This window comes from Nocardioides sp. 31GB23 (assembly GCF_040012395.1).
In the GTDB taxonomy this organism is placed as follows: Bacteria; Actinomycetota; Actinomycetes; order Propionibacteriales; family Nocardioidaceae; genus Nocardioides; species Nocardioides salarius.
Window position 1 is genome coordinate 13,487 of sequence record NZ_JBDYKJ010000003.1, and the last position, 12,067, is coordinate 25,553.

The 12,067-nt window shown below is 72.6% G+C and carries 10 protein-coding genes; 7 read left to right on the forward strand and 3 right to left on the reverse strand.

The genetic code is table 11. The features are described 5' to 3' along the window. The first annotated feature begins 2 nt into the window (after window positions 1-2). Together ABKW28_RS01280 and ABKW28_RS01285 are read left to right on the forward strand one after the other, a co-directional pair. Window positions 3-3,239, forward strand: coding sequence for a hypothetical protein (locus ABKW28_RS01280; protein WP_348605817.1), 3,237 nt, complete (start codon window positions 3-5; stop codon window positions 3,237-3,239). A gap of 337 nt (window positions 3,240-3,576) precedes the next feature. Further along, a complete protein-coding gene (locus tag ABKW28_RS01285) occupies window positions 3,577-4,083 on the forward strand; it encodes a hypothetical protein (protein ID WP_348605819.1) in 507 nt (168 codons plus the stop codon). On the opposite strand, the gene ABKW28_RS01290 is transcribed toward ABKW28_RS01285, so the two are convergent. Together ABKW28_RS01290 and ABKW28_RS01295 are read right to left on the reverse strand one after the other, a co-directional pair. After that, window positions 4,064-4,999, reverse strand: coding sequence for a hypothetical protein (locus ABKW28_RS01290; protein WP_348605821.1), 936 nt, complete (start codon window positions 4,997-4,999; stop codon window positions 4,064-4,066). The genes ABKW28_RS01285 and ABKW28_RS01290 overlap by 20 nt on opposite strands. Next, entirely contained in the window at window positions 4,996-5,949 is a 954-nt protein-coding gene (locus tag ABKW28_RS01295; RefSeq protein ID WP_348605823.1) for a DMT family transporter, read from the reverse strand. The genes ABKW28_RS01290 and ABKW28_RS01295 overlap by 4 nt, the downstream gene beginning before the upstream one ends. Window positions 5,950-6,040: 91 nt before the next feature. On the opposite strand from ABKW28_RS01295, the gene ABKW28_RS01300 reads away from it, so the two are divergent. From ABKW28_RS01300 to ABKW28_RS01320, 5 genes are read left to right on the forward strand one after another with little or no spacing between them, the layout of a single operon-like run. Then, window positions 6,041-6,757 carry an NUDIX domain-containing protein gene (locus tag ABKW28_RS01300; protein ID WP_348605824.1) on the forward strand — a complete coding sequence of 239 codons (717 nt, stop codon included), beginning with the start codon at window positions 6,041-6,043 and terminating at the stop codon, window positions 6,755-6,757. Window positions 6,758-6,767: 10 nt separating this feature from the next. Next, window positions 6,768-7,694, forward strand: a complete 927-nt coding sequence (gene mshB, locus ABKW28_RS01305; RefSeq protein ID WP_348605826.1) for an N-acetyl-1-D-myo-inositol-2-amino-2-deoxy-alpha-D-glucopyranoside deacetylase — start codon at window positions 6,768-6,770, stop codon at window positions 7,692-7,694. A gap of 59 nt (window positions 7,695-7,753) precedes the next feature. Beyond that, a complete protein-coding gene (locus ABKW28_RS01310; RefSeq protein ID WP_348605828.1) occupies window positions 7,754-8,086 on the forward strand; it encodes a hypothetical protein in 333 nt (110 codons plus the stop codon). A 24-nt stretch (window positions 8,087-8,110) separates the two neighbouring features. Next, the gene (locus tag ABKW28_RS01315; RefSeq protein ID WP_348605830.1) at window positions 8,111-9,883 is read left to right on the forward strand and encodes a VanW family protein; all 1,773 of its coding nucleotides are present in this window, start codon (window positions 8,111-8,113) and stop codon (window positions 9,881-9,883) included. 39 nt (window positions 9,884-9,922) lie between these two features. Beyond that, window positions 9,923-10,960: a DUF389 domain-containing protein gene (locus ABKW28_RS01320; RefSeq protein ID WP_348605832.1), complete on the forward strand. Its 1,038-nt coding sequence runs from the start codon at window positions 9,923-9,925 to the stop codon at window positions 10,958-10,960. Between the two features lie 105 nt (window positions 10,961-11,065). On the opposite strand, the gene ABKW28_RS01325 is transcribed toward ABKW28_RS01320, so the two are convergent. Beyond that, complete coding sequence (locus ABKW28_RS01325) at window positions 11,066-12,058, reverse strand: GNAT family N-acetyltransferase (protein ID WP_348605834.1); 993 nt, start codon at window positions 12,056-12,058, stop codon at window positions 11,066-11,068. Between the last annotated feature and the right edge of the window lie 9 nt (window positions 12,059-12,067).

Sequence of the window (12,067 nt, forward strand, 5' to 3'; positions counted from 1 at the left end):
CCATGAACAGCAGCGGCATCAAGCGGGGGCTGGCCGGCTCGGCCATCACCGCCCTGGCGATCACGGGTCTCCCGTTCCTCGCCACCTCGGCTTCGGCCCAGCCCGGTCAGGCGTTCGAGAGCGGCGGCGACGACGCCGTCACCCTCATCCAGCCCACGACCGCCAACGTCTCGGCACAGAACGACGGCAGCGACAGCACGGTGCGCCTGAGCGCCTCCGGTGGCGCCGACGTCACCTCCGTGTCGTTCTACTACACGATCAACAACGCCGCCCCGGTGCTCATCGGCTCCGCGACGCGCAACGACAACGGCTTCTTCGCCCTCGAGTGGACCCCCACCGGCGTGGCCGGTGCCACCGTTGAGGTCTTCGTCGTCTCGAACGCGGCTGTGGCCGCCGACATCGCCGACCTGTCCAACCAGGACGGCAAGTCGCTCACCGTCAACAACAACGCCAAGGCGGTCGAGGTTACCGATGGCGACGCCATCGGTGTCTTCCAGGCCCCCTACGGCGGCGGCGCCGCTCGTCAGCAGCTGATCTTCACCGGTACCGCCAGCGCCGGCTCGGACCCGACGGCCTTCGCCGCGTCCTGGCTGGCGACGACCAGCGACGCTGCTGCCACCGACCAGCGCACCCCGAACTACGCGCCCGGCGCCCTGATCGACATCGAGAACACCAGCCCCGCCAACAACCCGGCCACCGCGCCGGAGTCGTTCGCCGGCATCCTGGACCTCGACGGCTACCAGTACCCCGGCGAGGACGACATCTTCGTCCACGTCGTCAACGGCGCCGAGGGCACCGACGGCGGCGAGGGTTACGACCTCTACGCCCAGACCATCTCCGAGGTCACCGCCGACGCCGACCGCACCAACGTCCCGGCTGGCCAGGACGCCACCGTGACCGTGACCGTCACGGACCAGAACGACCGTCCGATTGCTGGCGCTCGCGTCCTCAGCTCGGCGGGCGGCGCGGCCGAGTTCACCGACGTCAACGGCGAGGCCACGTTCGCGCAGGGCGACGGGACCGCCTACTACTACGCGGACGCCACCGACAACGCCGGCTACCAGGCCAACTTCGGTGATGAGCGCTCGGGCGACGTCACCGTCACCGAGTTCCTGCCCGCCGAGGACTCCCTGGTCGCCAACTCGGAGAACGGCGACGCGTTCGACCTCGACGAGGTCGACGGTGACGACTTCACCGTGCAGATCACCGACCAGAACGACGGTGACATCGCCGAGCTCGGGCGCACCGTCAGCTACTACTGGGTGCTGACCCCGTTCGACGGTACCCCTGCCACGCAGCGCTTCCCGGCCACCGGTACCAGCACTGCGCTGACCGACAACAACGGCGAGGCGACCATTGCCTTCCCGACCACCGCGACCGACGACGAGGGCACCTACGAGCTCTTCGCCGAGCTCGAGGAGAACGGCCTCGGTCAGGGCGGCATCGACAACGCCAAGGTCCTCACCGTCAAGGCGGGCGAGGCCGAGGTCGAGTTCGACGGCGCCGAGCCCCTCACGGGCGAGGCCGGCGGTGACATCGCGGTCTCTGGTGAGCTCGTGCTCGACGACGGCACCGGCCTGCCCGGTCGCGAGGTCCAGCTGGACTACACCGGCGACGACGCCAAGTTCGATCAGCCGACGGGCGCGGACAACGCGACCATCGTGCTGACCACGGGCGACGACGGTTCGTTCTCGGCCACCCTGGACGACGTTGCCGCTACCGGCAACAACGCTCAGGGCAGCGAGGACGGCACGATCGACGCCACCACCAACGACGTCGACGACGAGGGCGGCGACGCCGACAACCCGAACGCGACCGGCTCGGTGGACGTCGAGTTCGCCAAGACCACCGCTCCCGCGGGCACCACCGTGAACATCACCGGCCTGGCCAACACCAAGCCCGGCGTTGCGACCACGGGTTCGGTCCAGCTCGCCAACAGCACCGCCGGTGCGGACCTCGAGAACATCGTGGTCACGCTGACGGTCGACGGTGACTCCTTCTTCACCGATGGCACGTACGTCGGCGAGGAGGGTGACCAGGGCGGGGACCTCAAGGACCTCGGCCAGACCATCACCCTCACCACCGACAACACGGGCAAGACGCCGAACTTCCAGGTCGGTGTCGAGGGCTCGGAGGACTTCAACGACGACGGCCTCGCCGAGGACATCGTCACCGCGACCGTCTCCACCGGTTCCGACACTGAGGACGTCGACTACAGCTCGGCCAACCCGCTCAACCCGGGCGAGCTCATGATCGACTTCACCGAGAACCAGCCCGAGCTCACCAACGTTGAGCTCCCGCTGGCCCCGGTCACCGATGACACTCGCTACGAGGTCACCGCGACCGACCAGTACGGCAACATGATCGACGGTGCCACGGTCAACCTGTCCGCCAACAACGGTGGAGACGTCTCTGAGACCTCCGTCGTGACGGACGTGAGCAACCCGCCTGCCTTCGAGCTGTCCTCGGACGACGAGGCCGACGTGACGCCCACCGGTTCCTGGACCGCCACGACGACCGAGCTCAACGCTGCTGGCGCCCCGGTTGCCGGCGCGCCCGAGACGGTGACCGAGGACGGCCCGACGACCGAGTTCTACGAGGTCGACTACGCCAACAGCACCTACACGCTGGCGCAGCAGGGTGACGAGAACCGTCCCGTCGGCAGCACCGTGATCATGGACTACACCGCGCTCGACCAGAACGGCGAGCCGATCGAGTTCAACGTCGACTTCTTCCGGACTGGTCCGGACGAGTTCGGTGACGGTGAGTCCAACAACGGCAACTTCACCGGTGAGGACGGCAAGACCAGCTACGTCTTCCAGGGGGCCTCCAAGGGCACGGCGACCGTGACCGCGATCGGCTTCGACCTGGACTCCGGCGAGGCTGTGCCCGAGTCGCAGGTCACCGACACCGTGACCTTCGGTCCTGGTGGCGGCGGCCAGGTCCCCGTCGAGGCGATCATCTCCGCTAGCAGCAACGGTCCGAAGAAGGACGTCGTCCGCTTCCAGGTCGACGACGCCGCCGAGGGTGCCACGGTCAAGCTGTTCAAGATCCGTGGCAAGAAGTCCGAGGGCAACAAGCGTCTGGTCCAGGTCCGCGAGGACATCGTCCCCGAGGGCGGCACCCTGACCTTCAAGGTCGCGGACCGCAACGGGAACAAGAAGACCCGCTTCATCGCGAAGGTCTCCGCCACGGAGGCCACGGAGAAGGCGAAGTCGAACACCCAGAAGCCGCGCTGATCCAGCGCCACCAAGTGAGGAGCTCCGGGGCGGCCCAGCCGCCCCGGAGCGACTCTCCCCGGGGGAGCCGAACGCGCCCCCACTCCTGTGCACAGTCAACTGAGCGAGATCGATGAGCACAGCTCACTGAGCCGGAGACACAGACGCGGTCCGGGCCATTCTCTGTTGCCGCTGCTTGAGAATGGTCCGGACCGCCCTGTCACCATAGGACATCAGGGTCTTCCGGCTGCATCACCGGGGCCGCACACGCCGTGTGCGGCCCCGGTGGGCATTTGGCGGCCGTCCCGGGCGGGGCCCCGCTTTACTTTGTGGCGGGGACTGATGTTTGACTCGTGGCATGCGTCTGACCCATCCCGCCACCGCCCTGGCCGCACTGGCCACCACCGCCCTCGTCCTCACCGGCTGCAGCGGCGACGACGACAGCTCCGCAGAGCCCGAGCCCACCCCGTCCGCCTCCGCCGGCTACGACGAGGAGACCGGAGTGACCGACGACGGCAGCGGCGACAAGCAGCGTGAGTGCAAGGTCAAGGTCGACCTGACCGGCGCCACCGACACCTCGTTCAAGGGCAAGGGCGAGTCGGTGCAGCCCGCCAACGGCGAGCCGGCCGCCTACTACCTCTACAGCGGCAAGAAGGGCTCCATCCAGGTCTTCGCCGGCGCCGGGGACATCCCCACCAGCGCCGTGGTGACCGTCGACGACGTCGCCTACACCACGCCGCCCGACGACCCGACCGGGGTCGAGGCCGCTGAGGACGGCACCGCGGTCGACATCGACGCGGCCGCCAACCCCACCGAGGGTGGCCCGGTCGACATCGTCGCCTCGTTCACCTGCGGGAAGGGCTGAGCCGCACGATCCACCGCCGACGCGGGTGCTCGGTGACCGTCCACAGGTCACCGCCCGCGTCGGCGTACAGGTCCTCAGGGCCCATCGGCGTCGCCCAGCGGCGGCGTACGAGCGCGTCGGGGGAGCCGCTCCACAGCGAGCCCGGCGTCCACGGGCCATGGGAGGTCGTCACAGACCAGCGGCCGTCGCGCTCGACGGCGCCCTGCATGCCCACGGGGCCGTCGCCGGCCACGACCGGGGCGCCGCAGGGCAGACCGGTGGTCGGGTCGACGGGGATGCGGGCCAGGCGCCGGGTCTTCTTGCCGCGGGCGTACTCGCCCACCACCAGGCCCGACGAGCCCGCCGACATGAACGAGTAGCGCAGCGGCTCGACGCCCTCGGGCGCCGAGGAGCGGTGCGCGTGGCGCACCGGCAGCACCAGCTCGCCGTCGACCTCGACGACGTCGTCGAGGTGGGCGGACCAGAAGCCCTTCGCGGTCGCCGCGACGTGCAGCCATCGACCGGTGCGGGCCAGGCCGCCAGCGTGCACCTTCAACGGACCCAGCGCGACGCTACCGTCGCCCGCGAGCCGCGGCACGGCCAGGGCGACGTGGGCGTACCAGCCGGTGCGCGTGTCGACGACCGAGAGGCGCGAGAGCCCCTGCTTGGAGTACCACGACACCAGCAGCCCCGCGTCGCCGTCACCCGCGCTCGTGATCCCCTGCGGCCACCAGTCGCGGTCGCGGCGGTCGGCAGGCTCCCACGTCCACGCGCGCATCCCGAGCACGCCCAGCGCCCAGCTGCGCCGCAGCTTGCCGGTCAGCGGCACGCCCTCGAGGCCCACCGCCCCCGGCACCCGCGGGTACGCCGCACTGCGCGCGAGCCGCAGCCCGCTCGCCTCGTCGGTCCACGACGTCTCGACCTCGGGCTGGCTCATGCGGTCGGCTCCTCGAGTCGCGGGGTGGCGCCGGCGCGGCGGGCGCGCCCGGCCCGGGTCGCCACAGCGACCCCGACCACCGACAGTGCCAGCCCCACCACCTGGCGCGGGCCCAGGGTGTCGCCGAACGCGACCCAGGCCAGCACCGCGGTCACCGGCGGCATCAGGAAGAACACGCTGGCGCCCGCGCTGGCCCCGCCGCGGCGTACGAGCACGCCCAGCAGCAGCAGCCCGACCACCGAGTTGATGCCGGCGATGTAGCCGATCGCCGCCAGGCCCAGCACCGGGTCGTCGACACCGCCGGTGCCCTCGACGGCCAGCGCGACCACACCCAGCGGCACTGCCGCCACCGCGCACTGCACCGTCGCCGACCAGATCGGGTCGGCGCTGACGTGGATCCAGCGCTGGCCCAGGGTGCCCAGGCTCAGCGCCAGCAGGCTCGCGATGCCCAGCACCAGCCCGACCGGGCCGCCCGCGCCGCCGACGTCGGGGCCCAGCACCACCAGCACCCCGACCACGCCCGCCGCGAAGCCGAGCACCTGCACCCGGGTCAGGCGCTCGCCCAGCAGCAGCCCCGCCAGCACCACCGTGAGCACGGGGGAGAGGGAGTGCAGCAGCGCCGCCAGGGTGGCGCCCAGGCCGAGCTCGAAGGCGACGTACATCAGGCCGAACTGCACCGCGTTGAGCACCAGGCCCACCGCCCCGACCCGCACCACCTCGTCGCGGGTCATCCGCATCGGCCCGCGCAGCCACCACGCCAGCGGCGCCAGCAGCAGCGCCGCCAGAGCGAAGCGCAGCGTCAGCAGCGTGAACGGCTCGACCACCGCCACCCCCGCGGGGCCGGCGATGTAGCCCGACGACCACACCAGCACGAACGCCGCCGCCGGGATCAGCGGCACGGCGCCCGGTGGGGGAGCGGAGCGAGGAGTGGTGGCGTCCCGAGAGGTCACGGGGCCAGCCTGCCTCATGGGGTGGTTTCGAGACGGTTGCTGCGCAACCTCCTCAACCACCGTGGCGGGACGGGCGGCTTAGGGTTGGGGCGTGGGTGAGCGGCGACTGGTGGTGGGGGCGGCGATCGTGCGGGCCGCGCGGGTGCTGGCCGCGCGGCGTACGACGCCACCCGAGGCCGCGGGCCGCTGGGAGCTGCCGGGCGGCAAGGTCGAGCCCGGCGAGAAGCCCGCCGACGCGCTCGAGCGCGAGATCGCCGAGGAGCTCGGCTGCACCATCGAGGTGAGCGCCTGGTTGAGCGGCGCCAGCGTCATCGACGACCAGCTCGAGCTGCGGGTGGCGGTGGCCCGCCTCGTCGACGGCGAGCCCGAGCCCCGCGAGCACGACCGGCTCACCTGGGTCGGCGCCGACGGGCTCGACGGCCCCGGCGGGCTGGACTGGATGGTCGCCGACCGGCCCTTCCTGCCCGAGTTGCGCCACGTGCTGCGCACCGCCGAGACCGAGCAGCACCGCGGGGTGCTGCGCGCGGTGCTCTTCGACGAGGACGACGCCACCGAGGTGCAGCGCCGGCTGCGCGCCGACGGCTACGAGGCCCGCCTCGAGCGCGAGCGCCTGGCCGGCGAGGACGACGACGAGGACCACCCCTGGGCGGTGCTCACCGACGCCCCGCAGCTGCTGGTCGAGGTGCTCGTCGACGAGCACGACGGCTGGCTCGACGACGACACCGTCGCCAGCGCCGCCCAGCCGGTCGCGCCCCTCGAGCTGCCGAGCGGCCCCCGGCGGATCAAGCGCCCTGGCGCGCACTCCTAGGATCGTGCCCATGCCCTCCACCTCCACGACCTCCGGCGACCAGCGCCTGCTCCTCGTGCACGCCCACCCCGACGACGAGTCGATCGGCCAGGGCGCCACGATGGCCAAGTACGTCGCCCAGGGCCGCGGCGTCACCCTGGTGACCTGCACCGCCGGCGAGATGGGCGAGATCCTCGTCCCCGAGCTCGAGCACCTCGCCGCCGACCGCGAGGACCGCCTCGGCGAGCACCGCCGCACCGAGCTCGACGCGGCGATGAAGGCCCTCGGCGTCACCGACCACCGCTTCCTCGGCGGCTTCGGGCGCTTCCGCGACTCCGGCATGAAGTGGCACGCCGACGGCCACGCCGTCGCCGCCGACGACATCCACGACAACGCCTTCTGGCGCGCCGACCTCACCGAGGCCGCCGACCTGCTCGTCGAGGTCATCCGCGAGGTCCGCCCGCAGGTGCTCGTCACCTACGACCAGTTCGGCGGCTACGGCCACCCCGACCACATCCAGGCCCACCGGGTCGCGATGTACGCCGCCCAGCTCGCCGCGGTGCCGTCGTACCGCAAGGAGCTCGGCGCGGCCCACGACGTCGCCAAGATCTACTGGGGCGCCATGTCGGAGAGCCGGATGCGCGCCGGGCTGCGCGCGCTGCGCGACGCCGGCGACACCACCACCTTCGAGGGCATGGACCCCGACGGCCCGCTGCCGCACTTCGTCACCGCCGACGAGGACCTCGCCTGCGGTGTCGACGCGACCGACTACGTCGACACGAAGATGGCCGCGCTGGCCGCCCACGCCACCCAGATCACCACCGACGGGCCGTTCTTCGCCCTGTCCAACAACGTCGGCGCCACGGCCTGGGGCGTGGAGTTCTACCGCCTGGTCAAGGGCGAGCTCGGGCCGGTGGGGGAGGACGGCCTCGAGACCGACCTCTTCGCGGGGCTCTGAGCGCGCTGCGGCCCACCCTGCGGCCCGCCCTGCTGCCCACCGTCGGGCGCGCGCTGCGGGTGCTGGTCCTGCTGCTGGCGGGGGCCGTGGTCGGGCTGGCGGTGCTGCTCGTGCACGCCACCGGTTGGGGCCTGGGCCTCGGCGCGGCCGCGGTCGTGGCGGTGCTGCTCGCGCTCCCGCCCGGCTTCACCACCCGCGTCGCCTTCGCGCTCGGGCTGGTGCTGCTGCTGGTGCAGGCGGTCCAGCAGCGCCCCGAGGGCGACTTCCTGGTCGGCTCCGACCTGGCCGGCTACGCCCTGCTGACCCTGGGCCTGGTGGTGCTGGTGGGAGCGGTGGTGAGCGTGCCGCGACGCCACCCGACGACGAGCGCGGTCGAGGATTCAACGCTGTAGGTGGTGGCTTTTAGAGTGGCTCGCGTGAGCCGAGACCCCAAGCGACCCTCCGACGACCGCGAGTCCAGCGGCGCCAAGGCCGTGGTGCTGGTGCTCGGCGTGCTCGTGACGCTGGCCGCCGGCGGCTACGCCGTGGCCGGTGCCGTGGCCGGCGACAAGGTGCCTCGCGGCACCACCATCGCCGGCGTCGACGTCGGCGGGCGCAGCCCCGCCCGCGCCGAGCGCACCCTGGTCGCCGGGCTCGACGAGCGCCTCGGTGAGCCGCTGAGCATCAAGGTGCCCGGCGCCGGTACCCGCGAGATCGACCCGGCCGAGGCCGGGCTGTCGGTCGACACCGCCGCCTCGGTCGCCGAGGCCGGCGGGCGCCGCTCCTGGGCCCCCGACCGGCTCTGGGACTTCTTCACCGGCGGCCAGGACCTCGACCCCGTCGTCGACGTCGACGAGCCGGCCCTCGACGACGCCCTGGGCGGGCTCGCCGACGACGTCGCCGAGCCCGCCGTCGACGGCCAGGTCAAGCTCACGACCAACGGCGTCAAGACGACCAAGCCCCAGACCGGTCGCGAGCTCGACCTCGAGGCCTCGCGCGCTGCCCTCGTGGCGGCGTACGTCGACCAGGCCGGCGGCGAGGAGGGTGCGACCACCGAGCTCGAGGTCACCGAGGTCGAGCCCGACATCGACGCCGCCGACGTCGACCGGGCCGTCGAGGAGTTCGCCAACCCCGCCATGTCGGCGCCGGTCTCGCTCGACTTCGGCGACGCGAGCGTGACCCTCGACCCGCAGCAGTACGCACCCGTGGTGCGGCTCAAGGCCGTCGACGGCGCCCTCGAGCCGGCCGTGAAGACCAAGAAGCTCGCCGGGCTCGTCGACTCCGCGACCGCCGGCGACGGCGCCCCCGTCGACGCCACCGTGGCGCTCGTCGACGGCAAGCCCACGGTGGTGCCGGGCAAGCCCGGCCTGGCCTACGACCCCGGCGACGTCAGCGACGCGCTGCTCCAGGTCGTCGTACGCCGCGAGGGCAGGCGCAGCATCGAGGTCGAGGCCCGCGTCGAGAAGCCCGACTTCACCACCAAGGACGCCCGTGAGCTGCAGATCCGCGAGCAGGTCTCGACCTTCACCACCTACTACCCCAACGCGGAGTACCGCAACGTCAACATCGGGCGCGCCGCCGAGATCATCGACGGCACTGTGCTGGCGCCCGGCGAGACGTTCTCGATGAACGACACGGTGGGGGAGCGGACCCGCGAGAACGGCTTCACCGAGGGCTTCATCATCTCCAACGGCATCCTCAAGGAGGACCTCGGCGGCGGCGTCTCGCAGATGGCCACCACCCTGTTCAACGCCGCCTTCTTCGCCGGCCTCGAGGACGTCGAGCACAAGCCGCACTCGTTCTACATCGACCGCTACCCGGTCGGGCGCGAGGCGACCGTGGCGTGGGGCGCGATCGACCTGCGCTTCAAGAACGACACGCCCTACGGCATCCTCATCGACACCAACGTCACCCCCGGCGACGCCACCGGCACCGGCGTGGTCACCGCGACCTTCTACTCCACCGACTACTGGGACATCTCCTCCAAGACCGGGGAGCGCTACGACTACACCCAGCCGACCACCCGGACCCTCTCGGGCGAGGACTGCTACGCCTACGAGGGCTCCGCGGGCTTCTCCATCAACGTGTGGCGCTACTTCCGCCGCGCGGGGGAGTCGGAGCTGGAGCGCACCGAGAAGTTCAACACCGTCTACACGCCCTCCGACGGCGTGGAGTGCAAGCCGGCCGGCGGCGGGGGCTCCGGGGGCTGAGCGCCGCCCGACGGGCCGACCTGGCCCTATCGTGAGCAGGTGATCGTCCACCTGCGGCTCACCGCGCCCGCCGACCTGACCGACTCCGTGCGCGAGACGCTCTGCGCGAAGGAGTGGATCACCAACGTCACCCTGCAGCGCGACGCGGTGCTCGACCCGCCCGGCGACCTGCTCGAGTGCGACGTGGCCCGCGAGAAGGCCGGCGCGCTGATCGACAAGCTGGAGCGCTGCGGGCTCAAGGAGCGCGGCTCGATCCTGGTCGTCGAGCCCAGCGGGGCGCCCTTCGACCGCGCCGAGGAGCTCGAGGCCGTGGCCGCCGGCCACCCCGACGACGCGGTGATCTGGGAGCAGGTCGCCGCCGACGCCGAGAGCGGCGCCGACCCCACCGTCTCCTACCACCTGTTCCTGGTGCTGGCCGTCGCGCTCGGCGCGGTCGCGGTGCTCACCGACTCGGCGGTGCTGGTGGTCGGCGCGATGGTGGTCGGCCCCGACTTCGCGGTCGTCGCCAGCGCCAGCGCCGGCATCGTGCTGGGCCGCTGGCGGCTCGTACGCCGCAGCCTGCAGCTGCTGGTGCTCTCCTTCGTGCTGGCCATCGCGGTCGTCGGCCTGCTGTGCGTGCTGGGCCGGCTCACCGGGATGATCGACGTGGCCGACGTGACCGGGCCGCGCCCCAACACCGGCTTCATCTGGCGCCCCGACCAGTGGTCGCTGGTGGTGGCCCTGATCGCCGGCTCGGTGGGCGTGCTGGCGCTGTCGATCCAGAAGACCTCCACCATGGTCGGCGTCTTCATCAGCGTCACCACCGTGCCCGCCGCCGGCAACCTGGCCCTGGGCATGGCCTTCCTCGAGGTCGGCGAGATCCTCGGCTCCCTGGCCCAGCTCGGCATCAACCTCGCCGGGATGCTGGTCGCCGGCACCCTGGTCCTCGCCTTCCAGCGGGCCTGGTGGATCCCCGTCACGGCCGGCGCCGAACGGGTCTTCCGCGCCCTGTCCTACGGCAACGACGACGGCAGCGCCGCGTCGGCCGGTCCGGGGCACAGCCGGTCGGAAGGTGTCGGCGTACGGGACGGGGAGTGAGGGGGGCTTCCGGCGGCCCTGGGGTCCGGACTTGTCAGGGGTCTCCTGCGCTTGTGGGGTGTTGCAACCCCTGACATGCGCAGGAGTCCCCGGCCGGCCGGGGACTCATGCAGGGGCGCCCGGCACCAGGTAGCGCCCCACGTGGTGCACCGCCAGCCCCAGGTCGTCGTAGAGGGCGCAGGCGGCGGGGTTGTCGGTCTCGACGTGCAGCCACACCGTCATCGCGCCGCGCTCGGCGCCCCACTCGAGCAGCGCGTCGAGGACCTCGCCGGCCAGTCCCTGGCGGCGGTGCGCGAGGTGGGTGCGCAGGCCGTTGAGGCCCAGCCAGTCGTCGTGCACCGCGCCCCGGCCCTCGGCCAGCGGCTCGGCCGGCCCGGGCACCACCACGTGCACCCGCTCGTCGCGGTCGCCCTCGAGGGCCACCACGCCCAGGCCCCGCCCGCGGCCGCGCCGGCGGCGGCGTACGGCCACCAGCGAGCCCAGGCGGAACTCCACCTCGCCGCTCGGGCGGCCCACCCAGCCGCGCTCGCGGAAGGCCGCCTCGACGTCGCTCTCGGCCTCGACGGCCACCATCGGCTCGCGGCCCCGCTCGGCGTAGAAGTCGAGGACCGCACGCTCGGCCTCGTCGAGGCCGCAGCCCGGGTCGCCCATCGCGAGCGCTGAGTTGGCGCGCTTGTGGAGGCGCCCGATCGGGGCCGGGTCGCTGCGCAGCACCCACTCGCCGACGTCGCGGCGCTCCACGTCGGGGAAGAGCACGAAGGAGTGCGCCTCGGCCTCGCGCGCCGAGACCCGCTGGCGCACCGAGGCCCGCGGCGGCACGGGCTTGCCGGCCACGATGTCGCCGATCGCGATCGTCACCGGCTCGCCGTCGGCGGGCTGCACCACGCAGACCCCCTCGCCCCACGCCAGGCAGGTGCCGAGCACGTCGGTCATCGCGGGGCCGCCGCTGGGCCCGGTCTCGACGACCCCGGGCGCCCCGTCGCGACGTACGACGCTGCGCACCACCACCCGGGTGCCCACCACGTGCGGGCCCAGGTGCGGGGCCCCGGGGGGCGGCGACGCCGCTCCCGAAGGGTGGGCTTCCGACGACTCAGGCACGACGGGATA

Coding starts and splice junctions, on each gene's coding strand:
- mshB (WP_348605826.1), top strand. CDS start 6,768: ATGCCCTCCACCTCCACGACCTCCGGCGACCAGCGCCTGCTCCTCGTG.
- ABKW28_RS01285 (WP_348605819.1), top strand. CDS start 3,577: ATGCGTCTGACCCATCCCGCCACCGCCCTGGCCGCACTGGCCACCACC.
- ABKW28_RS01290 (WP_348605821.1), bottom strand. CDS start 4,999: ATGAGCCAGCCCGAGGTCGAGACGTCGTGGACCGACGAGGCGAGCGGG.
- ABKW28_RS01280 (WP_348605817.1), top strand. CDS start 3: ATGAACAGCAGCGGCATCAAGCGGGGGCTGGCCGGCTCGGCCATCACC.